At 71.1% G+C, this 22539-nt stretch carries 18 protein-coding genes; 6 read left to right on the top strand and 12 right to left on the bottom strand.

Annotation, left to right across the window (positions count from 1 at the left end):
* Positions 1-96 precede the first annotated feature (96 nt).
* The gene (locus IF09_RS0114960; RefSeq protein ID WP_199920445.1) at positions 97-1047 is read left to right on the top strand and encodes an ArsR/SmtB family transcription factor; all 951 of its coding nucleotides are present in this window, start codon (positions 97-99) and stop codon (positions 1045-1047) included.
* Here IF09_RS0114960 and cynS read toward each other — a convergent pair.
* Complete coding sequence (gene cynS / locus IF09_RS0114955; RefSeq protein ID WP_030295789.1) at positions 1044-1514, bottom strand: cyanase; 471 nt, start codon at positions 1512-1514, stop codon at positions 1044-1046. The genes IF09_RS0114960 and cynS overlap by 4 nt on opposite strands.
* 43 nt (positions 1515-1557) lie before the next feature.
* Positions 1558-2160: a carbonic anhydrase gene (locus IF09_RS0114950; RefSeq protein WP_030295787.1), complete on the bottom strand. Its 603-nt coding sequence runs from the start codon at positions 2158-2160 to the stop codon at positions 1558-1560.
* 124 nt (positions 2161-2284) lie between these two features.
* On the opposite strand from IF09_RS0114950, the gene cynR reads away from it, so the two are divergent.
* Entirely contained in the window at positions 2285-3172 is an 888-nt protein-coding gene (gene cynR / locus IF09_RS0114945) for a transcriptional regulator CynR (RefSeq protein WP_030295786.1), read from the top strand.
* Between the two features lie 9 nt (positions 3173-3181).
* On the opposite strand, the gene IF09_RS0114940 is transcribed toward cynR, so the two are convergent.
* Positions 3182-3880: a hemerythrin domain-containing protein gene (locus IF09_RS0114940; protein WP_030295784.1), complete on the bottom strand. Its 699-nt coding sequence runs from the start codon at positions 3878-3880 to the stop codon at positions 3182-3184.
* Between the two features lie 115 nt (positions 3881-3995).
* Here IF09_RS0114940 and IF09_RS0114935 point away from each other — a divergent pair, with 115 nt between their 5' ends.
* A complete protein-coding gene (locus IF09_RS0114935; RefSeq protein ID WP_030295783.1) occupies positions 3996-4739 on the top strand; it encodes an IclR family transcriptional regulator in 744 nt (247 codons plus the stop codon).
* Between the two features lie 248 nt (positions 4740-4987).
* Positions 4988-5314 (top strand): putative quinol monooxygenase, encoded by a 327-nt coding sequence (locus tag IF09_RS0114930; RefSeq protein WP_030295782.1) that lies wholly within the window; start codon positions 4988-4990, stop codon positions 5312-5314.
* Between the two features lie 22 nt (positions 5315-5336).
* Here IF09_RS0114930 and IF09_RS0114925 read toward each other — a convergent pair whose 3' ends face one another.
* Both IF09_RS0114925 and IF09_RS41730 read right to left on the bottom strand, forming a co-directional pair.
* Entirely contained in the window at positions 5337-6980 is a 1644-nt protein-coding gene (locus IF09_RS0114925; protein WP_030295781.1) for an AMP-binding protein, read from the bottom strand.
* Positions 6981-7055: 75 nt separating this feature from the next.
* Entirely contained in the window at positions 7056-8039 is a 984-nt protein-coding gene (locus IF09_RS41730; protein WP_158709974.1) for a hypothetical protein, read from the bottom strand.
* Between IF09_RS41730 and IF09_RS0114915 the strand changes: the two genes are divergently transcribed.
* Positions 8038-9588: an alpha/beta hydrolase gene (locus IF09_RS0114915; protein WP_051832461.1), complete on the top strand. Its 1551-nt coding sequence runs from the start codon at positions 8038-8040 to the stop codon at positions 9586-9588. The genes IF09_RS41730 and IF09_RS0114915 overlap by 2 nt on opposite strands.
* Before the next feature lie 28 nt (positions 9589-9616).
* Here the strand turns inward: IF09_RS0114915 and IF09_RS0114910 are convergent, their stop codons facing one another.
* The 4 genes from IF09_RS0114910 to IF09_RS0114890 form a co-directional block, all read right to left on the bottom strand.
* On the bottom strand, positions 9617-10309 hold the full coding sequence (locus IF09_RS0114910; protein WP_030295776.1) for an RraA family protein: 693 nt from the start codon (positions 10307-10309) through the stop codon (positions 9617-9619).
* 115 nt (positions 10310-10424) lie between these two features.
* Positions 10425-10673: a hypothetical protein gene (locus IF09_RS0114905; RefSeq protein WP_030295775.1), complete on the bottom strand. Its 249-nt coding sequence runs from the start codon at positions 10671-10673 to the stop codon at positions 10425-10427.
* Positions 10674-10741: 68 nt separating this feature from the next.
* A complete protein-coding gene (locus IF09_RS0114900; RefSeq protein WP_030295774.1) occupies positions 10742-11977 on the bottom strand; it encodes a cytochrome P450 family protein in 1236 nt (411 codons plus the stop codon).
* Positions 11978-12086: 109 nt separating this feature from the next.
* Positions 12087-13196: an alpha/beta hydrolase gene (locus IF09_RS0114890; protein WP_030295773.1), complete on the bottom strand. Its 1110-nt coding sequence runs from the start codon at positions 13194-13196 to the stop codon at positions 12087-12089.
* Positions 13197-13510: 314 nt separating this feature from the next.
* On the opposite strand from IF09_RS0114890, the gene IF09_RS0114885 reads away from it, so the two are divergent.
* Positions 13511-14011, top strand: a complete 501-nt coding sequence (locus IF09_RS0114885; RefSeq protein WP_030295769.1) for a hypothetical protein — start codon at positions 13511-13513, stop codon at positions 14009-14011.
* 55 nt (positions 14012-14066) lie between these two features.
* Here IF09_RS0114885 and ddaH read toward each other — a convergent pair whose 3' ends face one another.
* From ddaH to IF09_RS0114870, 3 genes are all read right to left on the bottom strand, one after another.
* On the bottom strand, positions 14067-14906 hold the full coding sequence (gene ddaH / locus IF09_RS0114880; RefSeq protein WP_051832460.1) for a dimethylargininase: 840 nt from the start codon (positions 14904-14906) through the stop codon (positions 14067-14069).
* Positions 14907-15114: 208 nt separating this feature from the next.
* Entirely contained in the window at positions 15115-15663 is a 549-nt protein-coding gene (locus tag IF09_RS0114875) for a hypothetical protein (RefSeq protein ID WP_030295767.1), read from the bottom strand.
* On the bottom strand, positions 15663-22493 hold the full coding sequence (locus tag IF09_RS0114870; protein ID WP_234320997.1) for a polymorphic toxin-type HINT domain-containing protein: 6831 nt from the start codon (positions 22491-22493) through the stop codon (positions 15663-15665). The genes IF09_RS0114875 and IF09_RS0114870 overlap by 1 nt, the downstream gene beginning before the upstream one ends.
* Between the last annotated feature and the right edge of the window lie 46 nt (positions 22494-22539).

Below are 22539 nucleotides of genomic sequence, written 5' to 3'. Positions count from 1 at the left end.
GCGCAGTAGGCTCGGGGCCATTGATTCGAGTATGTGTGAATCCAAGGGGTGGTCCCGCTGGCGGAGTTGGCGTTCTCGGCGGGCGATCTGGCCCAGATGCGGTTCTCCGTCTCGCCGTTGTGGGAGGTGGTGACCAGCTTCCGGCGGCTGCTGAACGACGGCGCCGTCTCGCCCGTGTACCGGCCGTGGGCGGAGCAGGTGAGGCCCCGGCTGACGGTCGCGGGGCTGGACCGCGGCTGGCTCGCGGAGCTGATCCCGCCCAAGGGGTACGTGCCCCACTTCCTCAACCCTGCGCCCGCCGGACCGGCCCCCGCGCTGGCGGCGGAGCTGGCCGGGGTCCTGGCCGCTCCGGCCGAACCGGTCCGCCGCAACCTCGACCACCTGCGCTACCACCAGGGCGCGCTGGGCCGCCGGGCACGGGCCCTGCACGCGGACCCGCAGGCCCGGCTGCCCCGGCTGGCGGAGGAGATCGAGGCGTACTGGAAGCTGGCGCTCGCCCCGTACTGGGCACGGATCCGCTCGGTGCTCGATGCCGATGTCTTCCACCGGGCCCGGCAGGCCGCCGAGCAGGGCGCGGGCCAGGTCATCAACGAGCTGCACAGTGCGGTGCAGTGGGACGACAACGCCCTGCGCCTGGTGCGCAGGACCCGGCCCCTGTCCCGGGAGACGGCGGGCCGGGGACTGCTGCTGGTTCCCTCGGCCTTCCTCGGGCCGGGCCTGCTGACCCGGATGACGCCGCCGGATCCGCCGCAGCTCGCGTATCCGGCGCGCGGGGTGGGTGCGCTGTGGACGTCGCGGCCGCCGGCCGGGAAGGCCGAGGCCCTCGCCGCCGTGCTCGGCCGTTCGCGGACCCTGCTGCTGACGGAGCTCGAGGCGCCCGCTTCCACCACCGAGCTGGCCCGGCGTACGGGGCTCTCGGCGGCCGGGGTGTCCCGGAACCTGACTGCGTTGCGCGACGCGGGCCTGGTCAGCGCGCACAGGGCGGGCCGCTCGGTGCTGTACGCGCGCACCGCGGTCGCCGAGACCCTCCTCGACGCCTCCGCCTAGAACGGCTTGGTGGGGAGGTACTTGCCGTCGAGGGTGATGACGGCGCGCTCGCCGCCTTCCGGGTCCGCGACCTTCCTGACGTCCAGCTTGAAGTTGATCGCGCTGATGATGCCGTCGCCGAACTGCTCGTGGACCAGGGCCTTGAGGGTGGTGCCGTACACCTGGAGCATCTCGTGGAAGCGGTAGATGGTCGGGTCGGTGGGGATGCCGCCCGGGATCGAGCCCCGGGTGGGGATCGTCTGCAGGAGCAGCGCGGCCTCGGCGTCGAGGCCGAGCATCTCGGCGACGGCCCCCGCGGAGGCGGCCGGCAGCGGGTGCTGGCCCAGCACCGCGGCGGTGACGAAGGCGACCGACAGGCCGGCCGCGTCGGCGATCTGCTGCCAGGTGAGGTCCTTGCGGATCTTGGCCTCGACGGCGGCGTCGGCCAGGGCCTGACGGGCGGAGGGGTCGAACTGGGCGTGGATCACGGGAAGTTCCCTTTCAGGGGTGGAGTGGGCGGGGAGGGGCGGATCAGGCCGCGGGGGCGGCGGACCGGCCGGTGGCGGGGTCGATCCGCTCGACCGTGCCGGTGGGGATGTCGTAGACCCAGCCGTGCAGGGTGACGGCGTCCGCGGCCAGAGCGCGGGCGACGGCGGGGTGCGTGGCGAGATGTGCGAGCTGGAGGGCGACGTTGTTCCGGACCAGCACGCCGACCTCGCCCCGGGGGGCCCCGGTGGGCGCCGCGTGACGCAGCCACCGGGCGACGGCGGGCAGCTCCGTGAGGTCCTGGCCCGCGGCGAGTGCGGTCATCGCGCCGCAGGCGGAGTGTCCGCAGATCACGATGTCGCGGACGCCCAGGACGGCGAGCGCGTACTCGATGCCGGCCGCCACGCCGTCGGCGCCGTCAGTCCGGCCGCCGTCCGCGTGGGCCGGTACGAGGTTGCCGGCGGTCCGGATGACGAACAGCTCGCCCGGCTCCCGCTGGGTGATCAGCTCCGGGACGACACGGGCGTCGGAGCAGCTGATGAAGAGCGTGTGCGGCCGGTGGGTGGTCGCCAGGCGGGCGAAGAGCTCCGCCTTGGCCGGGAAAACGTCCTGCTGAAAGTGCGCGACGCCCTCGGCGAGGTCTTGCACGGTCACTCCCTTCGGTGGTGTCCGCCCTGGTCGGGCTGACGAGTTCCACCCTGCATGACCTGTACCTATAGTGTCCAAGACGCACAATTCATGATCGTTATTGGTTCCATCTATACTTGCGCTCATGCCTCCGGAACTGCGCCATCTCCGCTATCTGCTGGCCGTGGCCGAGCACGGCAGCTTCACCCGCGCCGCCGAGGAGCTGCACGTCTCGCAGCCCACGCTCTCGCAGCAGATCAGGCAGCTGGAGCGGACCGTGGGGGTCCAGCTCCTGGACCGTACGGGGCGCGCCGTACGCCTGACCGACGCGGGCGCGGCCTTCCTCCCGTACGCGCGCCGCGCACTCCAGGACCTGGCCGCAGCCGAGCGGGCCGTCCTGGACGTGGCGGACCTCTCCCGCGGCAGTCTGCGCCTCGCCATGACGCCGACCTTCACCGCGTACCTGCTGGGCCCGCTGGCCGCGGAACTGCACGCCCGGCACCCGGGCATCACCCTGAACGTCAAGGAGATGACGCAGAGTCGGCTGGAGTCCGCTCTGCTGGCCGATGCCGTCGACCTGGGGATCGCCTTCCAGGGCCCGCACCTGCCCGGCGTCGGCGCCACCGATCTGTTCACCGAGTCGCTCTGCCTGGTGGTCGGCGCCGCCCACCCGCACGCCGGCCGTACCGAGCCCCTTCCGCCGTCCGAACTCGCCGCGTGCCCACTGGCGTTGCTCAGCGGCGACTTCGCGACGCGGGCCCACATCGACGCGTACTTCCACCGGCACCGCATCGAACCGCCGATCGCGGTGGAGGCCAACTCCATCAGCGCCCTCACCGAGATCGTCCGGCGCACCGGGCTCGCCACGGTGCTCCCCGACGCCGTCACCCGCGACCACACCCCGCTGCACCCCGTCCCCCTCGCCCCCGCCCTCCCGGCGCGGACCGTGGTCCTCCTGCGCCGGGAGAGCGCGTACGAGAGCGCCGCCGCCCGCGCCTTCGCCTCGCTCGCCCGGCAGTGGGCCGACGGCTGAAACCCGCGGTCAGGCCGCGAACACCAGCGCCACTTCGGCGGCGTACGCCTGCAGCAGGGGTTCCCGGGCGGCCGGGTCCGCGGCGGCGCCGGGCAGCAGGCGGCGGGCCTCGTCCTCGGTGGCGTGGCTGAGCAGCCAGGCGCGGGCCCACACCGGGTCGGCGGACCGGTCGGCGCTGCGGATGCGCGCCTCCGCGGCGGCGTAGGCGGCGCCGGGCACCCGGGCGGCGATGACCGGGAAGACGTGCCGCTCCTCGGCTTCGATGTGCTCGGCCAGCAGGTCCCGCTGGTCGGCGAGGAGCCCGGCCAACCGCCGGGCGTGCCGGCCGGGTTCCGCGGCGAAGCGGTCCGCGGCCGCGTCGCAGGCGGCCTGGAGCGCATCGAGGGCCTCGTGGTCGTGGAGGAAGCGGACGATGCCGGCCACCGCGTCGGCCGCGTCGGGTACGGCGTCCAGGACCACCGGCCACAGGATCTCGTCCTCGCCGCGGTGGTGACCGCGTACGACGGAGTGGTAGCGGTGCACGTACCGGGCGACGGCCTCCGCCCGCGCGGATCCGGCCGGTTCCGCGGCCGCGGCAAGAGCGGCGAGCAGCCGGGCGAGGCGCTCGATGTCGGCCAGGATGGCGCGGTGGGCGAGCCGGATACCGGTGAGATCCGCAGCCGCCGCAGGGTCGTGCCGCCTCGCGCGGGCGTCGTGTTCGCTGTCCATGCGCACGACTGTGCGCGCTCCCCCTCTGCGTCCGGTCAACGTTCGATGAACGCCGCCCGTCCGCTGCGCCATAAGCTCGGGGATCCGTGCACGCACCACCTCGGGAGCACCCACCATGCCGCCCACCGGTCCGCAGTCCGTCGACCGCGCGCTGGCGATCCTCGACGCCGTCGCCGACGCGGCCGGGCCCGTCAGCGCCAAGGCGCTGGCACGCCGGACGGAGTGTTCCCTGTCCACCGCCTACCACCTGCTGGCGCCGCTGACCGAACGCGGGTACCTCGTCCGCACCGCGCAGGGGTACGTGCTGGGACCGCACATTCCCGGGCTGCAGCGGAGCCTCCTGCGGCAGCTGGAGCCCGCGCCGCGCATGGCCGATCTGCTGACCCGGCTGCGCCGCGCCACCGGCGCCGAGGCGTACCACACCGCCTACCGGGGCGGCCTGATCACCATCGTCGACACCACAGCCCCCGTCACGGACGCGGCGAACCCGTTCACCCCCGGGCGGGAGACCCGGGCGCACGCCACCGCGCACGGCAAGGCACTGCTCGCCGAGCTGCCCCGGCCGCTGCGGCGGCGGTACCTGGCCGCGCACGGAATGGCCCGCCTGACCGGGGCCACCATCACCAGTGCCGAACTGCTGGAGGCGGAGCTGTCCCGGGTCCGGGGGCAGGGCTTCGCGCTGTCCGTCGGGGAGGCCGATCCCTTCTACACCTGCCTGGCCGTCGCCCTGCCCCGCGGGCGCGCGGACGAAGGCGAGGCGGTGCACGCCCTGTCGGTGTCGCTGCCGACCGAGGAGTTCCGGCGGCGCCCGCAGCAGGTCCGCACCGCGCTCGCGCAGGCTGCCGCGGACTGCGCCTAAGGGCTGTCCCGTAATCCCCGGCGGATCAGCGCACGGCGTCAGATGCGGTGCATCGCAAGGCGGAGGGGCGTCCGCATAGGCGTATGCGGACGTTCCGACAACGCGGCGAGGCGCCGTAGCTGTCGTCGTGCGCCCGCCGGGGATTGCGGGACAGCCCTTAGCCGCCCGGCGCGCGGGTTTTCCGACCCTGCCGGAAATGCGGCGCGCTGGGGATGCGCGGCCCGCGGCGGCCTGCCAGGCTGGTCGGCATGATCTTCATCGCCGTCAGGTTCGACGTCCGTCCGGAGCACAGCGACAACTGGCTCACCCTCGTCGACGACTTCACCCGGGCCACCCGCAACGAACCGGGCAACCTCTTCTACGACTGGTCGCGCAGCGTCGAGGACCCCAACAGGTACACGCTCCTGGAAGCCTTCACCGACGCCGAGGCGGGCGCCGCCCACGTAGCGTCCGACCACTTCAAGGCCGGTATGGAGACCCTCGCGGGCGCCATCGCCGGCACGCCGGAGATCATCCACGTCGAGGTGCCCGGCCAGGGCTGGAGCGCCATGGCCGAGCTGTCTCCCCGCGACTGAACCGCGCCGGCCGGCCCGGCTGCTAGGAGGAGAGCCCCAGCAGCCGGGCGGCTGCCTCGCGCATCTCGACCTTGCGGATCTTCCCGGTCACGGTCATCGGGAACTCGTCCACGACGTGCACGTACCGCGGGATCTTGAAATGGGCCAGCCGTCCCTCGCAGAAGGCGCGGACGGCGGCCGCGGTCAGCGGCTGCGCGGCTGCGCGCATCCGCACCCACGCCATCAGCTCCTCCCCGTACTTGGGGTCGGGGACACCGATGACCTGGACGTCCAGGACGTCCGGATGGGCGTGGAGGAACTCCTCGATCTCCCGCGGGTACACGTTCTCCCCGCCGCGGATCACCATGTCCTTGATACGGCCGGTGATGCTCAGATAGCCGTCCTCGTCCATCACCGCCAGGTCGCCGGTGTGCATCCAGCGCGCCGCGTCGACGGCCTCGGCGGTGCGCTCCGGCTCGCCCCAGTAGCCGAGCATCACCGAGTAGCCACGGGCGCAGAGCTCCCCCGGCTCGCCGCGGGGCACGGTCCGCCCCGACTGCGGATCGACCACCTTGACCTCCAGGTGGGGCCCGACGCGGCCGACGGTGGACACCCGGCGCTCGACGGAGTCGTCGGCACGGGTCTGCGTCGACACCGGCGAGGTCTCCGTCATCCCGTAGCAGATGGACACCTCGCGCATGCCCATCCGGTCGATGACCTCCTTCATGACCTCGACCGGGCAGGGCGAGCCCGCCATGATCCCCGTGCGCAGGCTGGACAGGTCGTACGCGTCGAAGCCGGGTGCGGCCAGCTCGGCGATGAACATCGTGGGGACCCCGTACAGGGAGGTGCAGGACTCCGCTTCGACCGCGGCGAGGGTCGCCTCCGGGTCGAACGACGGCGCCGGGATCACCATCGCCGCGCCGTGGCTGGTGCAGGCGAGGTTTCCCATGACCATGCCGAAGCAGTGGTAGAACGGCACCGGAATGCAGACCCGGTCCTGCTCGGTGTAGTGGCACAGCTCGCCCACGAAGAAGCCGTTGTTGAGGATGTTGTGGTGCGACAGGGTCGCACCCTTGGGGAAGCCGGTGGTCCCCGAGGTGTACTGGATGTTGACCGGATCATCCGGGCTCAACTCGGCTCCGGCGCGGACGAGATCGGCCGGATCGCCCCGGCGGCCCCGGTCGAGCAGGGCCGTCCACCGCGGCCCGTCCAGGAGGACCGTGAACTCCAGCTCCGGGCAGTGCGGGCCCACCTCCTCGATCATCCCGGCGTAGTCGGATGTCTTGAAGCGCTCCGCCGCGACGAGCAGCCGGATACCGGACTGCCTCAGGACGTACTCCAGCTCGTGCGAGCGGTAAGCCGGGTTGACGGTGACGAGGATGGCGCCGATCTTCGCGGTGGCGTACTGCACGAGCGTCCACTCGGCGCGGTTCGGCGCCCAGATGCCGACCCGGTCCCCCTTCGCGATGCCCAGGTCCAGCAGGCCCAGTGCGAGGGCGTCGACGTCGGCGGCGAGCTCCGCGTACGTCCACCTACGCCCGGCGGCGAGGTCGACGAGGGCGTCGCGGTCGGGGAACCGGCGGACGGTGCGGTCCAGGTTCTCGCCGATCGTGTCGCCCAGCAGCGGCACTTCGAAGACCCCTGATGCGTAACTCGACGACGCGGTGCTCGACGCGGCAGACACACGTACCTCCTGAACTCGGTGGCGGGGCGGGGCCCGGCGGGCCGGCGCCTCCTCATGATCCTCTCCGTTCGGCCTTCAGCGCAGGCAGCCCACGATCCTGACGGAGATCTCCGCGCTGCCGGTGAGTCCGGCCGCCGGATCGGTGGCGCTGAACACGAGCTTGTACGATCCGTCCGGCAGCAGGGGCACGAGGAAGCGGCCCGACGCGCCCGCGCCCAGGGTCATCGGCCCGTTCGGCCCGTTGATCCGCCAGCTCGTGTACTGCGGGTCGGTGACGGTTTCGTTGCCCGGGCGGGTCCGGGCCGTCCCGGCGAACGACTCCTCGCAACCGCGCCGCAGTTGGCCTCCGGCACCGGGCTGCTGGATGCTCACCGCCGGGGCCTGCGGCTGCTGCCGGGTCGGCGAACTGCTCTGCGACGGGGTGGCCGGCCGGCTGGGACGGCCCGTCGTCGGGGTTCCCGGGCTGTTGGGGCTGCCGGGCGTGGGAGACGTACCGGGCGGGGCGGCCGGGCTCGTCGTGGGCGGGGCGCCGGTGACCGGGGTGGAGTCCGAGGGCGATGCGGAGCCCGTGTCACCCGTCGCGCCCGGCAGCGGGTCGAGTGCGTGCGGAAGTTCGGGCCGGGTGACGGCGGGTGGCGCGGGGGCCTTGGCCGGCTCGGTGGGCTTGGCGTCGATCTTCGCGCAGACTGCGCCGGCCACCAGCTCCTGGCTGTCCGGCACCGGCGAGACGTGCAGCTCCTGGTCGTCCGGGCCGCGGCGGTGCGTGTCGAAGTAGCCGTTGCCGGTGAGCGTCTCGCGGTCGCTGTGCTCGGTCCAGACCGAGTTCTGGTAGACGGCACCGGCCTTCTGCTGGTTCCGGCCGGTGACGTGCCAGGCCTTCACCTTGGCGCCCGTGGTCTCACCGGCCGCCGTCGGCGCGTGGGTCGGCGCGTACAGCCAGCCGTCGCCGGGGGTGGCACTACTGCCACCTCGGATGCGGATGGCAGGGATATCGAGGACACGGGGGCCTGCGCGGGACGATCGGGGGGACCTGCCGGACCCCAGGGGGAGTTCAGACATGCACGTGTTCAAGAAGCCTGCCCGATGGCTCGCGGCCGCCGCCTGCGGCCTGCTCGCCGCCGCCGTCCTGCCCGTCGGCCACGCGAGCGCCGCGCCCGCCGGGGCGGGCGGCGGGGCTCCGGGCGGCGGGAGCCCGCGGATACCCGGGCGGTACCTGCACCAGCAGCTCGACTGGCAGCCCTGTACGGGCGGTTCGCTGGAGTGCGCCTCGATGTCGGTGCCGCGGGACTGGTACCACCCGGATTCCGGGCCGAGCCTGACGATCGCAGTCTCCCGGCACCGCGCGGCCGATCCGGCGAGGCGCCGGGGCGTGCTCATGATGGCGGCCGGCGGACCCGGGGCCTCGGGGCTCCCCCGGCCGGCCCGGCTCGCCTCGTACAGCCCGAAGCTGGCGGACGCGTACGACATCGTCGGCTTCGACCAGCGCGGTGTGGGCGCGAGTACGAAGGTGGTCTGCGCGGACCAGGACGCGGTCGACGCCATGTTCGGCGGCGTCGCCGATCTGCGCGACCGGTCGGCGGCCGCCGTCCGGCGGACCTTCGACCGCGCCCGGGACTTCGTACGGGACTGCGAGCGCAACTCGGGCGGACTGCTGCCGTACATCACCACCGATCAGGCCGTGCACGACATGGACCTGTACCGGGCGCTGCTCGGGGAGGAGAAGATCTCGTACTACGGGCCCTCGTACGCCACCTTCCTCGGGGCGTACTACGCGACCGAGTTCCCCCGCCGCGTGGAACGGGCCGTCCTCGACAGCAACACCGACTTCACCGGGGACTGGCAGTCCTTCCTGACGGGGCAGCCGATGAGTTTCCAGCGCCGGTTCGAGCAGGACTTCCTGCCGTGGCTCGCGAAGAACGACGCCACCTACCACCAGGGGCGGACCCCCGAGGAGGCGCAGGCCTCGTACGAGCGGCTGCGGGCCGCGCTGCACGACCGGCCGCTCGACGTCGAGGGGACCGTCATCACGCCCAACCACCTCGACGCGGCGGCCACGAAGTCCCTGTACAACGCCGACCAGTTCGCGGACCTCGCCTCGCTCCTCGGCTTCCTGGAGCATCCGGAGCAGGCGCCGGCGGAGACGAGGGGGGCCGTCGCCGGGCGGCTGAAGCACCTCATGGGCGCCGACTTCGTCGCCGACTACTTCGCAGTCACCTGCGGCGACACCCCGTGGAACCGCGACAGCCGGTACTGGGTGCGGGAGAGCGCCGAGGCCACGCGTGCCCACCCCCTGGCCGGTGCACGGGAGTTGACGTACGCGGCGGTCTGCGCGAACTGGCCGCGCTCCAAGGCTCCGCGCATCAAGGTCACCGGCGAGGGGCTGCCGCCGGTGCTGATGCTCAACTCGAAGAACGACCCGGCGACGTACTACGAGGCCGCCGTACGCGCCCACCGGGGGCTGGCGGGATCGCGCCTGGTCACCGTCGAGGGCGGCGACCACGGGCAGTTCCAGAACCGCAACGCGTGCGTCGACGCCCACGTCGAGGGCTACCTGCTGGACGGCACCCTGCCGTCCGACGGCACCACGTGCCCGGCGGCGCGGGGATGATCCCGAGCAGCCGGGTACGGCGGCGCCGTCACTCCTCGATGGCGCCGCCGGTCCGGCGCAGGTGCCGGCGGAAGGTGTACGAGGGGTCGGCCTCGCGCAGGACCAGGTAGTCCGCGAACGCCGTCTGGCTGCGCAGGGTGTCGCCCGAGCGGATCCGGCGGGCCTGCTCGCGCTCGGTCTCCCGGATCCGGAGCGCGGTGTCCAGCACCTCCTCCACCCGGTCCGCGGCGACGAACAGCACGCCGTCGGCGTCGCCGAAGACGAAGTCCCAGCCGCCCACCAGATGCGGCCCGAACCGGGCGGTGACCAGCGCCTCGGGCTCGCGTTCGTCCAGCCGTACGGGCCCGGCCGGGTAGCTGCCGTAGCTGAACACGGGCAGGCCGATCTCGGCCAGCTCGGGCGTGTCACGGTGCAGCCCCCACACCACGAGGCCCGCCACGCCCGCCGTCTCGGCCTCGAGCACGGCGAGATCACCCACGCAGGCCTCGTCCGAGCGTCCGCCGTTGTCGATGACCAGGACGTCGCCCGGCTCGGCGGAACCGTACGCTTCCAGGAACACGTCGACACTGCCGTAGTGGCGTACGGGCAGCGCGCGTCCCGCGACCCGGTGCTCCGGCAGCACCGCGCGGATGCCGGGCGGTGCCACGCGCAGCGGCACGCCCGTACGGACGCAGGCATCGGCCACGAGCGGCGTGGACAGGTCGGTGAAGGCCTTCAGCATGCCGTCTCCCCTTCTCTCCCGGATTCCCGGATCCTCCGAACGGACGGCTCGGGTCAGCCACCACCCCCATGGTGCCTTCCCGGCCGCCCGGGAGCGGCGTCACGGGATGCCGGCGTCAGGGGATGTCGGTGTCCGAGGGCTCCGCCTCGTAGGTGTGCGGCTCGTCGCCCTGCCAATCCACGAGGGCCGAGCCGCCGAGGACCACGTCGTCGGGATCGGGTACGCCGGCCCCGCGCAGGAGCTCGATCACGTCGGCGTCGTTGAAGGCCGTGCCGAGGACCGTGTCCTGCCCGTCGGCGCGCAGGGAGACCCGGCGGCCGCCGGCCGGGGCGATCGGGTGGACGAGGATCGGCGCGTGGTGCATGGGCCAAGCCTCCGCCGGGACGGGCGGGGCCGCATCCGGACGACGCGGCCCCGTCCGCCGTCCCGGCACTAGAAGTCCGCGGTGACCGGCAGGGCGCGCAGGGCGTGGAAGCGGAACGTGCTCGCCCAGGGGAGCTCCGCCACGGGACGGGCCGGACGGAGACCGGGCAGCCGGTCGAGGAGCGCGCCCAGCGCGAGGCTGATCTGCAGGCGGGCCAGCGGCGCGCCGAGGCAGTAGTGCAGCCCGTGGCCGAGCGCGAGGTGGGCCTTGTCCTCCCGGCCGATGTCGAAGCGGTCGGGGTCCGGGTAGCGGGCCGGGTCGCGGTGTGCCGAGGCCAGACAGAACAGGACCGTGTCACCGGCCGGGATGCGGACGCCGCCGATCTCCACCGGCTCGGTCGGGAAGCGGCGGACCGCCGTCTGGCTGGGGCCTGCGTACCGCAGGAGCTCTTCGACGGCTTCGGGGAGCCGGGCGGGTTCGGCGCGCAGGGCGGCGAGCTGGTCCGGGTGGGTGAGCAGGGTGAGGACCCCGCCGGAGATGACGTGCTGGACGGTCTCGCTGCCGGCCATCAGGATCAGGAAGGCGAGCGAGACCAGCTCGTCCTCGGTGAGCCGGTCCTCCTCGTCGCGCGCCGCGATCAGGCTCGACAGCATGTCGTCGCCGGGACGGGCGCGTCGCTGCGCCACCAGGTCGACGAGGAACCGGTGGACGTGGCCGATGGCCGCCACCAGCTCCTCCTTCGAGCGCGGGGCGAGCATGGTGGCGATCCAGTCGGAGAACCGGTCCTGGTCGGGGGCGGGTACGTGCAGCAGCGCGCCAATGGTCCGCAGCGGCAGCGGCTTGGCGAACTCGGCGACCAGGTCCGCCGCGCCGCAGCGGGCGATCCGGTCGGCGAGCCGGGCGGTCAGCTCGTCGACGGAGTCCTGGATGCCGGCCCGGAGCAGCTCGACGTGCCGGGCGGTGAAGCCCTTCGACACGAGGCGGCGCAGCCGCAGGTGGTCCTCCGGGTCGATGTTGAGGAGGTTGCTGTCGAGGGCCTGCGGGAGGGAGAAGCCGCTGAATCCCGTAGTCGAATGGCGCTTGTTGACGGAGAGGCGCGGGTCGGCGAGCCCGGCCCGTACGTCCGACGCGTGGGTGACCAGCCAGACCGGGGAGCCGTCGGGCAGCGCGACGCGGTGCACCGGCCCGGCGGCACGCAGGCGCGCGTAGACGGCGTGGGGGTCGCGGGCGAACGACGCGTCGAACGGGCACGGGAGGGGTGGCGTGGTGGTGGTTGCTGCGTTCGGGGTCACGTGCGGGGTCATGCCTCGTCCTCGTTCTCGTCTGCTGCCGGTGGGTGGTGCCGGAGCCCGGTGTCGGCGGCCTGTGTCGGCGGCCGGTCTGTGTCGGTGCCGGTGTGGTGCGCGCCGGAGGTCACTCCGCGCCGATGCGGCCGCCGAGCCACTCCATCGCGGGCGGGATCTCCCGCCTCCACGTGTTGAAGCCGTGCCCACCGTGGTCGAGGGTGATCGACGAGACGCGCGCCGGCGCCTTCACCTTCTCGATGAACTTCTGCGTCGGCTTGTAGTTCCCCTCGCCCTGCTGAGAGGTCGCCACCAGGAAGGAAGACTTGCCCTGCGGCAGGTTGTCCAGGCTCCACAGCAGGTCGGATCGTTTCTCCTCGGCAGTGTTCCCATGGAAGAGATCGCCGGAGTCCTCGTCTATCTCCGGCTTGTAGTCCGCCGACAGACCCACCCCGGCCGCATAGTGCTCCGGGTGCTCCAAGGCGACCTTCAGTGCACAGTAACCCCCGGTGGAATCCCCCATGATGGCCCAGTTCGAGGGCGAGGTGCCGACGCGATAGGCGCCGGAGATCGCCTTGGGCAGGTCCGTGCCGAAGAAGGTCTCGCTGAGCGGGCCGCCCGGCACGTCGATGCACTGCGTGTTGCGGGTCGGTACGACCGAGGGCTGCATCATGACCATGATCATCGGCGGCATCTTCTTCTGCTTGGCGAGCTTCCACGCCGTCTTCGGGTAGTCCAACCCCTTGAGCAGGTTCTCCGCCATCCCCGGGAATCCGGTGAGCACGACGGTGGCCGGGAACTTCCTGTTCTCGTTCCCCTTCTGGAAGTACTCCGGCGGCAGGTACACGTACGCCTGGACGGCGGCCTTGGACCGCTCGCCGTGCACCGTGACCTTCTCGATCTCGCCGCCGACGTGCGGTGTTCCGCCGCCCGGCACGTCCGTCGGCTGCCGGCCGAGGACCCGCACCCCCGAGCCCGCGGGCGCGTCGCCCATGGAGGGCATCGCCCGTTCCATGCCGGCCAGATCCGCCCAGGAACCGTAGAGCAGGAAGGTCCGGTTGGCCGTGAGGCCGATCGAGGCGAGCAGCAGCACCTGCAGCGTCAGCACCACACCGACCCGGCCCCACACCGGCCGTCGGCCCCGGCGGCCGAGGCGCGGCCACAGCCACACGGCGGCTGCGAAGGCCAGCGCCGTGGCGAGCAGGACGACGATGAGGAGCGTGGCGCTTGTCAGACTCACGAAACAGGGGAACTCTCTGCGTGGTGTCGCCACGGACCGGCCGGTCCGGCGGCGCCGCCGGTGCGTGCGCACAGGAGTAGAGAGCAACGGGAGCCGATCCGTTCCACACCGTTTTCCGGACCGGAGCCATCCAGCCAATCTGTTGACATGGGCCTGACATTTCAAGGTCCCTGTGGGACCTTCCCCGGCGTGTCTCGAAAGCTCTCTCCCCCGGCCATGACGGAAACCGCCCCCGACGGCCGGGTGCACGTCGGCGAGGCCCCCCAGGGCCCCGCTTCACACCCCACGAGGACGTGGCGAAGAGGAGCGACAGGATGAAGATCTCGACATGGCCGGGCGCTGCCGTACTGGCGGCAGCGGTGATCGTCGGCGGAGCGACGTCGGCGACGGCTCTCGGCCCCACGGCCGATCAGCGGGTCGACGGCGTCATCGTCGTCGCCGGCAACACCTGTACGTGGACCAACGCGCACACCAGCGCCGACCCCCCGAGCGCACTGAGCGTCGACCGCACCACCATCAACACGCCGGGCGGCAACCTCGGTTGCAGCGGCAGCATCACGGCGAGCCTCAACAACAATCCGGCGTTCACCTTCGACGACACCGCCGGCACCGCCAAGGCCGACGCCATCGACATCACGGGCAAGCAGAGCTTCATATCGTGCCGTTACAAGGCCACGAACATCACGTGGAACCGCGACGGAACCACCCGCAAGTACGTCAACCAGGCCTTCACCGCGACCAAGACCTCGGGCAGCTTCCTCTGCCCCGGCTCGGTCACGACGGCGGCCGGGGACGCCTCGATGCTCTTCCACTGAGCCGCATCCGCCGCAGCCCCGCCCGGGGCTGCGGCACACCGGTTTCGAGGTCGGGTCAGGGCCGGATCTCGAGGGTGCAGCACTTGACGCTGCCGCCGCCCTTGAGGAGTTCGGACAGGTCCATGCCGATGGGGTGGAAGCCGCGCTCGCGCAGCATCCCGGCCAGCCCTTCGGCCGCCTCGGGGAGCACCACGTTCAGGCCGTCGCTGACGGCGTTCAGCCCGAACACGGCGGCATCCTCGGCGGATACGGGCAGTGCGTCGGGGAACAGCGTCTCCAGCAGGGCGCGGCTGGCGGGGGCGAAGGCCTCCGGGTGGTACATGATCTCGTCGCCGTCGAGGACGGCGAGCGCCGTGTCGAGGTGGTAGTAGCGCGGGTCGACCAGCTCCAGGCTGATGACGGGCCGGCCGAAGAACGCCTCCGCCTCCCGGTGGCTGCGCTCGTCGCTCCGGAAGCCGTGGCCGGCCAGGACGGAGCTGCCGGTGACCAGGAAGTCTCCCTCCCCCTCGTTGACGTACTCGGGGTCGTGCAGCTCGGTGAAGCCGTTCTCGCGGAACCAGTCCAGGTACGCCGGCCCCTCGGGGATGCGCTCGGCGTTGCGGAAGCGGGCGCCGAGGACGCGGCCGTCGACGACGGTGGCCCCGTTGGCGGCGTACACCATGTCGGGCAGGCCCGGCACCGGGTCGATCAGCTCGACGGTGTGGCCGAGCTCGCGGTACGTCTCGCGCAGCCGCTCCCACTGGAGGACGGCGAGGCCGGCGTCGACCGGCTTCTGCGGGTCCATCCAGGGGTTGATCGCGTACACCACCTCGAAGTGGGAGGGGCGGCACATCAGGTACCGGCGCAGGCGCTGTTCGCGCGGCCGGACGGACGGCGTCGGGGCAGAGGAGGTCATGGTCGCTCCCGGGCGGGGGCCACGGTGGTGGCCGCTGTGAGGGGTCATTCCGCGCAGCAGCCTGCGCGCCCCGGACCAACGCGGCATGAAGCCGACGCGTCCGCCGGGGGGCCTCCTGAAAGAGCCCGGTAGCGGCAGAGGCCCCACCGGAAAACCGGTGGGACCTCTGTGCGACGGCTGTCACGAAAACGGGGTGTCAGGCAGCCCCTCAGCCGAGGAGGGAATCACGCAGCCAACCCGGTTCGACGCCGGACAAACGCAGACGCACGTTTTCCGCCATCGGATGGTTCAGGCGCCGGAGGGACGAGACGAGACATTCCAGAGTCCGCGCGTCCGAGAGGTCGCACGCGAGCAGCGCCTCTTCGATCGGCCCTGCCGCCTGCGACACCCCTGCCGAGGAGAGGGTGATCGCGGCCATGCACAGGTCCGGATCGCCCGCCGCGAGCGCCGCCATGAGCGACGGAACCCCGACATCACTCCCCAGGTAGGTCAGAGCCGAAGCCGACATCCGCCGCAGGCCCTGGTCCTCGGCCTTGCGGTACACGTCCTCCATTGGTTCGACCATCAGTGAGCCGAATCTGCCGAGCCGCTCGAAGACCAGGGAGCGCGCCTCCTCATCCGTCTCGAACAAGGCTGCCACCTGTGCGGCGATCGCCGATGAGCAGACCGCCAGCGCCTCGACCGCACCGACCCGGGTTGCCAGGTCCGGCGAAGCCAGGCCGGCCAGCGCACCCTCGACGTTCTCGGAAAGTTCCATCACCGCACCCTCGTGACCGTGTAGGTGAAGTCCCCGCTGAATTGGGAACCGCCGGGCATCGTGAAGATCGAACTGTTGCCCGGGTTCATGACAGGCCTGACATCGTGAACAAATGCGGCCTCCTGACTGAACTGGACCACATAGTTCTGCCGGTCCCCGAAAACGCCCACTCTACCCAGCTGCCCTTGCGACGCATCTCGCCCGAGGGTGGTGACGAACATGTCGCCGGCACCGGTGGCCATGAATTCGTTCGCACCCTGGCCGAACTGGACGCTCCGGACGGCTATCGTCTGGCCGACGGCCATTCCCTCTGCGTCCACGCCTGCGATGCCCCGGGCTCCGCGAGCGTCGGTGAAGTGGGAGAAGATGTCCCCGCCACCGCTGGGGGTACAGGTGTTGTGCACCAGGATCCAGGCGGAGCCGACCTTGACGTGATAGGTGTGAAGGTTCGCGACGGTGAAGTTGTAGGTCTTGACGTACTGGGTGTAAGCCCTGTTGCCCACGACGTGGACCAGTTCACCCGCGTCGGTCAGAAGCGTCGCGCCGGGCTTCAGGTCTCCCGCGATGACCCACGCCTTCTCGGACGGGGACCAGAACGGGTGCTCGCGCGTCGCGACCAACTCGTCGACTCCCGACGACGATGCGACCGACAGGGAATTGAGCTCCTTCAAGCCCTCCGTACGGATCAGATCGGTTACCTTCTGGGCTCCCGTTTCGCCGCTCCGGGGGTCTGTGGCCAAGACCTCGTCGCCTACCTGGATGTCCTCGATCTTCTTCTCGGAACCGTCGGCCATGCGGACGAGCGTGCCGGCGAGGAAGCACTGGCCGGTCGCTCTGCCCCGGCCGCCGAGGCCTGCACCCGGTTCACGGTGGGAGAACATCGACCCCAGGAATCCGGGAACCTGATACCAGTCGCTGGAGGTGTCGATTCCCTGCTCCTGCAGCCACTCCTCGTAGTCGCCCCCGTAGTCACAGCCGGGAGCGCCCGCACCGCCGTTCCAGCAGTCGCCGTCGGCTATCCAGCCGAACATGGACGAGGCGTGGGCGGCGTTCGCAAAGATTCCGTAGAAGGCTTCGCTGACCGGGTTGGACCAGCTGAAGTCGGGCTTCTTCGGAGGCTTCGGAGAAGTGGGCTTGCTGGTGTGGGAACCCCCGGAACTTCCGGTACCCCAGGAACTGCCCTTCTTGCAGGTGAAGTCCGCGCACCCATAGTGCTTGTAGCGGACATAGTCGTCCGACACGGTTCCGCCGACGGATTCCACGATGGTCTCGTAGCGGTTGCCGTAGGCGTACGGGTCATTGCCGTTGTGGCACTTGTACATGCCACTGGCGCACTCTTCGAGCTGCTTGCCGGTGGGGTCCCAGAACGTGACGGGATTCTGGTTGGCGTAGGTGTAGCCGTGGAGCTGCTGCGAGTCCTTCAGGTCCATGATCGGGTCGACGGAGATGAAGCGACCGATCAGGGGGTCGTACTCGCGGGCGCCGATGTGCGTGAGTCCGCTGTCCGCGTCCTTGGTACCGCCGACGAAGCCCCGCTCACCCGACCAGCCCGTGGGCTTGGCCCCTCGCGCCTCGCCGAAGAGTCCCGTCTTGCGCCGCGTCACGGTCTGCGCCGCATCGGCGCTGACCTGTGTCGTGCCGGTGCCGTGGTGATCGGCGAGGGTGAAGACGAGCTTGCCGCCGGTCCGCATGGCGATGTCACCGTAGTAGCGGGTTCCCTTGAGGGCCCCGGCCTTGTCCAGGCGCAGTTCGTTGCCGTTCGGCAGATAGAGGGTGGTGCCGGTCGAGTCCTTCCTCATCAGGCGCTGGCCCGAGACGTCATACGTGAACGAACTGCTGGCCGGGCCCTGGTCCAGGGACTTGAGGTGACCCTCGGCGTCCCAGGCCAGGTACTGCGTCTCGTCGGTACCGCTCTTGCGGGTCTTGGTGTTGCCCGACGCGTCGTAGGTGAAGACCTCGTCGTGCGCACCGGTGCCCGTCTGGGTGACCTTGGGAAGGTCGTGCTTGCCCGCCGTGGGCGCCGCGTAGGTGCGGACGGTGTCGGCCGTCGGACCGGAGGCCGTCTTGTGCTTGGTCTCGGTCTTGCGGTTGCCGACCGCGTCGTAGGTGTACGTCGTCCAGTACGGGTCCTCACCGCCGATGACCGTCGTCGACGGTGTGGCGGCGCAGGTCTCGCCCTTGTTGGTCCAGGCTTCGGTGATGCGGCGCAGCGCGTCCAGGTTGACGCACTGGGTGTCGGTGGTACGGGCCGTGTCCTGGCCGTACGCCGTGGCGATGGACGTGAGGTTGCCCGCGGGGTCGGTCGTGTAGCGGGTGTCCTCGATCCGCTGGGGTGCCACGTCCCGGTCCGTATAGGAGCGGGTGGTGGCCCCGGTGTGTTCGTCGTACTCGGTCGACCGGTAGATCCGCTGACCGATCGCGCCCAGTTCCTGACGGGAGGTGCGGCCGTAGTGGTCGTAGGTCATGGCCGAGACGAGACGGCTGCTGCCCGCGCCCATGCTGTTGAGCAGGCCGGAGACGCTCTTGTACGTGCTGCCGACCGTCTCGGCCGGCAGGTCGCCCATGGCCGGCTGCTTGGTCGTCAGGACCTGGCCGGCGATGTTGTAGGTGTTCGTCCAGTTGTAGGTGCCGGCCAGGGCGCCCGTGTCGGGGGTGGCCGGGATCGTCGTCTTCGACGTGAGCGGCTGGTAGAGGTCGTTGTAGGCGGTGACCTCCGACTCGAAGGCATTGCCGTCCACGTAGCGGACCGACTTCGTCAGCTGGCCCTTGGCGACCGTGTCGTAGACGTTGGCGCTGAGGGTGGTCGCGCCCTGCTTCAGGGCGGCGGGGCGGCCCAGCTCGTCGTATTCGCTGTGCAGGGTGACGCCCCGCGCGTCGGTGACGTCGGTGATCCTGCCGCCGGCGTCATAAGCGGTCTTCGTGATCCCCTTGTCGGGGTCGTTCGACTCGACCTGCTGGCCGCGGACGTCGTACGTGTACGTCCACTTCGCGTTGGCCGGGTCGGTGACCTGGGCCAGCTGCCCCAGCTTGTTGTAGGTGTACAGGGTGGACTGGGACGCCGTACGGGCCGCGTCCGTGTACTGCTTGGTTTCGACGGTGCGGCCGATGCCGTCCACCACCGTGGCCGTCGCGGTGCCGCCCTGCGGCGGGATGACGGTGGTGGTGTCGCCGGTGTAGAGGGTGGTGGCCCGCTTGGTCTCCTGCCCGTACTTCTTCGAGATGACGGCCGTGGTCCGGCCGGCGCCGTCGTAGACCGTGTCCGTGGAGGCCGGGTAGTTGGTCTCCTGTCCGGTCACGAGCTGCGGCTCGGGGGCCCCGTCGGCGTAGTACGTGCCCGAGCTCCGCCAGGCCAGACCCCTCGTGTCGTAGAACGTCTCGGAGATCAGTCGTCCGGACAGGTCGGGCGACTGGGTCTGGGTCTGCCGCTCGCGCAGCAGGCCGTCCTGGATGGAGTAGCTGACGGAGTACTTGTAGTCGTGGGTCAGCGACTTGCTGGTGATGACGCTCGGTCCGTCGTTGCGGATCGTGTAGTCGAAGACCCGGCTCGGCGCGTCGGGGAACGTCGCGGCCGGCCGGTTCGGCAGCCACACCTTCGTGACCCGGCCGAGGGCGTCGTACGCCGTCGTCGTCACCTTGCCGTTGGCGTCGGTGGTCTTCGTCGGCTGCGAACGCACCGGGTCGAGCTCGGAGGAGGCGGTGTGCCCCTTCGGGTTGGTCACGAGCGTGGCGGTCGGGACCTCGCCGACGGCCGGGGTGTACGCGGTCGTGGTGACCTTGCCGTACGGGTCGGCCGCGACCAGCTGCCGTCCGTAGATGTCGTAGCAGAGCTGGTTGTTCGCCGGACCGCAGGTGCTGGGGACGGAGGATTCGGGGTCGTATCCGTCGCCCTTCGCGTTGATCTTCTCGGCCTTGGTGACGAGACCGGGGCCGGGAACGGTGTCGATCGCACCGTTGTCGTAGTAGGTACGGGAATCGGCGATGACGTCGGCCGGACGGCTCGCTGCCGTGCCACAGGGCACGGCCACGGTCTCGACGCGGCTCACCTTGCCCAGGATCCAGCTCGCGGTGTTGCGCGCGTAGCTGGTGGTGGTGCACTGCTCGTCACCGGTCTTGGCCGTGTCGCCGAGCTGGGATTCCCAGTCGACCATGCCGTAGTCGTCGTAGTGGCGGACGGTCTCGGTCGTGCGGGTACCGCCCGTGACGGTGGTGCGCGTGGACTGCCTCTCCGTACCGGTCTTGTACGAGACCAGGTCGGGCAGGCCGCTGCGGGTCCGCTTGGCCACGACCCCCGAGCGCCAGGGGGTGCTGGAGGTGGCGGAGATCAGCTTGCCGGTGTCGTCGCCGTCGTAGGTGGCCGTTTCCCTGGGCATGCCGGCGAACTCCGGGCGGTCGGTGACCGCGACCCCCGCGGAGTCGTTCACGTCCTTGCCGTCGATGCCGCGGAAGTAGCGGGTTTCGCTCAGCGTCTTCGGGTCGGACGCGGCGCCGGTGCGGGTCTGGACCAGCCCGTAGCCGCGGGCGAGGGAGTGCACGCGGTCGTCGGCCTTGGTGAGCTCGTCCGTGCTCTTCTCCCAGGCCGCTCCTCCCAGGTAGCTGTACGACGTCACCTTGTCGGGCGTCGAGGCCAGGTTGTCGCCCTCGACGATCTGGGTGACCACGTACGAGTTGAACCAGTCGACCTTGGAGGTCTCACCCTCCCAGGCCCACTTGACCGGATAGCAGCGGGTGGTGTTCGTCGCATCCGGCTTGGGCAGCGTCGTGGCGGTGCAGTCGGGCTGCGAGTACGTGACGCCGATGGTGCCGCCGGTCTCCGTGGTCACCTGGTACATGCGCAGGCGGACGAAGGGGGCGAGGCCGTCGCCGAGGGCGTCGACGCGGTTGGGGCGCTGCTCGCCCGCGAACGTCACCGGAAGCATGGGTACGTCGGCCGCATCGCCCGCCTTGGCGGTGCGGGTGATCGACTTCAGCCACAGCGGAGTGGAGATGCCGTCACCGGCCGGCGGGAAGCTGTGGTCGAGGGTCCAGGAGTCGGCGTCCTTGTACACCCCGCCGGTCAGGACCTTGGTGTTGATCCCGGTCAGGCGCTTGCGCGACCAGAAGGTCGGCGAGAACTGGTCCTTGCACTCCGTCGAGCCGTCCTTGCAGAACAGGTCGTACGGGGCGTCGGGCCAGTTCTTGGCGTTGGTCTCGTCGAAGGTGCCGCAGGTGCTCAGGCAGCGCTCGGAGACGTCGAAGATGACCTGGCCCATCGCCTTGGCCGTGTAGACGCTGTCGGAGCGCAGGCCGTAGTCGATGTGGTCGAGCCAGCCGCCCCGGATGTACGGGGTGACCGTGCCCTTGCCCGTCGTCGACGACACGTTGCGGGCGTAGTTGTTGGTCTCGGTCTTCCAGTAGTACGCCATCGCGTTGCCGGTCGGGGCGACCACGTAGTCGAGCTGCCAGCGCCAGGCCTGCTGGCACCAGCCGCTCGCGAACGAGGCGTTGTAGCAGGGCTCGCCCGTCTGGTTGCCGTACACCGGGACGGTCCAGGTGGAGTTGGTGGTCGGATCGTCGGCCGCGGTGCCGTTGTCCTTCCAGCCCGGCAGGCGGTTCAGACCGAAGAAGTACTGCGTACCGTCGGTGGCGGTGATCTTCCAGTGCTCACCCACCCCGTCGACACCCGCGGTGCCCTTGTCGCCGTTGACGGCGCCGGTGAGCTTCTCCACCTTCTCGCCGGTGTCGGCCGCCGGGTGCCAGCCCTTGCCCTGCTCGAAGACGAGCTCGGTGGACTTGCCGTTCAGGGACAGCGTGGCGTTGTCGTTGAACCAGCACTGGTCGCCGACCTTGGTGGTGTTCGTCCCACCGGTCTTGTCGTCCTCGCAGGACTTGTACCGGCGCTCGATGAAGCCGGGCTCCCACGACCAGCCGTCACCGATCCAGGACGCCTGGTTGTTCGATGCGGCCATGCGGCCGTCGACCGCCTGGGAGCTGTAGCCGAGGGAGATCTTCGGCGCGAAACCGCCGGGCACGGAGGGCGTGCCGATGTCGTAGGACCAGGAGAACCCGCCGGTCGAACCGCCCGCGTTCCAGGACCCGGACGGCTGCAGCGAGGTCGCCTTGTAGTCGCCGGTCGGCCCGGACGCGCCCGCCGTGGCGGCGAGGACCATGGCGGGAGCCCCGGCCGCAGGCGCGGCCGCCGGGGCGGACTTCGGCGTCTGGCCGGACTTCTCCGGCTGCCCGGTGACGCCCGGCGTGGTGACCTGGGCCGTCAGCGTGCCGCCGCGGGTGTCGTTCTCGGTGGCCAGCGGCTTCTGCGTACGGCACTCCGCGCGGTCGGGAGTGGTCAGGGCGCAGGCCGGGAGCTCCACCAGTCGCAGGCGCGCGGCGTAGTCGCCACCGTAGGCGCCGCGGAAGGAGTTGTAGTCCACCTCGACCTTCGCGGAAGCCGCCCGGGTGGCGTTGTCCGAGCGGCCCACCGACAGCAGGACGCCGTCGACGCCGGCCTTGCGTGCGGCGTCGTGCGAGGTGACGGTGACGTTCACCTTGGCCGGAGCCTCGGAGGCCTTGCCGGGGAGGACGTCCAACGCGACCGGGAGCTTGCCGGCCTTCTGCGGGCCGGAGCCGATGGCGGGAGTCCGGGCCGAGCCGGACAGGAACGACTTCGACACGGGGCCGGAGGCGAGGTCGACCTCGGCCGTTCCCGCCGCGGGCCAGACGACCTTCGGCGCCTTCCAGGGACCGGTGTCGGCGTCGTCCTTCTTCTTCTCGCCGCCCGCGCGGACCCGATCGACCGGTACGGCCTTCGGCTGTTTGAGGCTCGGCAACGGCGGCCTGTCTTTGCTGTCTGCCATGGCGGCGGCGCCGGGCAGCATGCCTGAGAGGACCGCTGCGGCCAAT

Origin of the sequence: Streptomyces katrae (assembly GCF_000717655.1) — a bacterium.
Taxonomy (GTDB): domain Bacteria; phylum Actinomycetota; class Actinomycetes; order Streptomycetales; family Streptomycetaceae; genus Streptomyces; species Streptomyces katrae_B.
Note: the sequence above shows the minus strand (reverse complement) of the source record. Positions and strands in the feature narration are given on the sequence as shown.

Bases quoted from the DNA above. Each gene is read 5' to 3' on its own strand.
- IF09_RS0114960 (WP_199920445.1), top strand. From the start codon at position 97: ATGCGGTTCTCCGTCTCGCCGTTGTGGGAGGTGGTGACCAGCTTCCGG.
- cynR (WP_030295786.1), top strand. From the start codon at position 2,285: ATGCCTCCGGAACTGCGCCATCTCCGCTATCTGCTGGCCGTGGCCGAG.
- IF09_RS0114940 (WP_030295784.1), bottom strand. From the start codon at position 3,880: ATGGACAGCGAACACGACGCCCGCGCGAGGCGGCACGACCCTGCGGCG.
- IF09_RS0114935 (WP_030295783.1), top strand. From the start codon at position 3,996: ATGCCGCCCACCGGTCCGCAGTCCGTCGACCGCGCGCTGGCGATCCTC.
- IF09_RS0114930 (WP_030295782.1), top strand. From the start codon at position 4,988: ATGATCTTCATCGCCGTCAGGTTCGACGTCCGTCCGGAGCACAGCGAC.
- IF09_RS0114915 (WP_051832461.1), top strand. From the start codon at position 8,038: ATGCACGTGTTCAAGAAGCCTGCCCGATGGCTCGCGGCCGCCGCCTGC.
- IF09_RS41730 (WP_158709974.1), bottom strand. From the start codon at position 8,039: ATGTCTGAACTCCCCCTGGGGTCCGGCAGGTCCCCCCGATCGTCCCGC.
- IF09_RS0114910 (WP_030295776.1), bottom strand. From the start codon at position 10,309: ATGCTGAAGGCCTTCACCGACCTGTCCACGCCGCTCGTGGCCGATGCC.
- IF09_RS0114905 (WP_030295775.1), bottom strand. From the start codon at position 10,673: ATGCACCACGCGCCGATCCTCGTCCACCCGATCGCCCCGGCCGGCGGC.
- IF09_RS0114900 (WP_030295774.1), bottom strand. From the start codon at position 11,977: ATGACCCCGCACGTGACCCCGAACGCAGCAACCACCACCACGCCACCC.
- IF09_RS0114885 (WP_030295769.1), top strand. From the start codon at position 13,511: ATGAAGATCTCGACATGGCCGGGCGCTGCCGTACTGGCGGCAGCGGTG.
- ddaH (WP_051832460.1), bottom strand. From the start codon at position 14,906: ATGACCTCCTCTGCCCCGACGCCGTCCGTCCGGCCGCGCGAACAGCGC.
- IF09_RS0114875 (WP_030295767.1), bottom strand. From the start codon at position 15,663: ATGGAACTTTCCGAGAACGTCGAGGGTGCGCTGGCCGGCCTGGCTTCG.
- IF09_RS0114870 (WP_234320997.1), bottom strand. From the start codon at position 22,493: ATGGCAGACAGCAAAGACAGGCCGCCGTTGCCGAGCCTCAAACAGCCG.